This is a genomic window from Agrococcus sp. GW821-FHT14H11, assembly GCF_058803545.1.
Genome location: NZ_JBXAPA010000023.1, coordinates 1 through 962, shown reverse-complemented (window position 1 = coordinate 962; position 962 = coordinate 1). Strand labels below are relative to the sequence as shown.

1 protein-coding gene is annotated in these 962 nt (G+C 74.9%); it reads left to right on the top strand.

Annotated elements, in window-relative coordinates:
* Positions 1 to 936: transposase (locus AC1RNL_RS13360; RefSeq protein ID WP_492935501.1), on the top strand; the 936-nt coding region annotated here is incomplete at its 5' end.
* Positions 937 to 962: the final 26 nt, after the last annotated feature.

Sequence of the window (962 nt, the reverse complement as noted above, 5' to 3'; positions counted from 1 at the left end):
TCGTTCCCGACCAGCCCGAACGGCATCTCGCGCGCGCTCGCGTGGATGCGGCGCCGCGCCGGTGAGTCGGTCGCGGTCGCGGTCGAGGGGACCGCCTCCTACGGCGCGACCCTCACGCGCGCGCTCGAGGCCGCGCAGCTGTCGGTGTTCGAGGTCCGACCGCCGGCGCGCGGCTCGCGCGTGCGGGACGGGAAGACCGACCGGTTCGACGCGCTCGCCGCCGCCCGCGGCATCCTCCACGCCGACCCGGCCGGCCTCGCCACGCCCCGAGCGGCCGGGCTCCGCTCCGCCCTCCACGTCCGCGCCGCCGCCCGGCAGTCGATGACCGGCGAGATCCGCCGCGCCCGGCAGCAGCTGATCGCGCTGCTGCGCATCCACCCGCTCGGCATCGACGCGCGCGGCCCGGTCACCGAAGCGACCATCGCGCAGGTCAGCGCCTGGCGAGCCCGCACCGCCGACCCCGTCGACCTCGCCGCCGCCCGCGACCAGGCGACGCGCCTGGCCCGTCGCATCCGCGCGCTCAAGGGCGAGCTGGCCGACAACGAGCAGCAGCTGCGCGCCCTGGTCGAGCAGCTCGCGCCCGGCCTGCTCGACCTCCACGGCGTCGGGCCCGTCTCCGCCGCGACCATCGTCGACGTCATCTCCCACCGCGGCCGCATCCGCGACGAAGCGGCGTTCGCCAGGATCGCCGGCGTCGCCCCCATCCCCGTCTTCTCCGGCAACAGCGGCCACCACCGGCTCTCCCGCACCGGCGACCGAGCACTCAACGCGGCCCTCTACCGGATCGCGCTCACCCGTCTCGCCACCGACCCCGCCACACAGGCCTACCGGCTCAAGCGCGCCGCCGAGGGCAAGACCACCAAAGCGATCATCCGCTCCCTCAAGCGCTACATCGCCCGATCCATCTTCCGCCAGCTCAACGCCACCATGGCTTGACAGACGACCATAGAAGCGTCGACTCG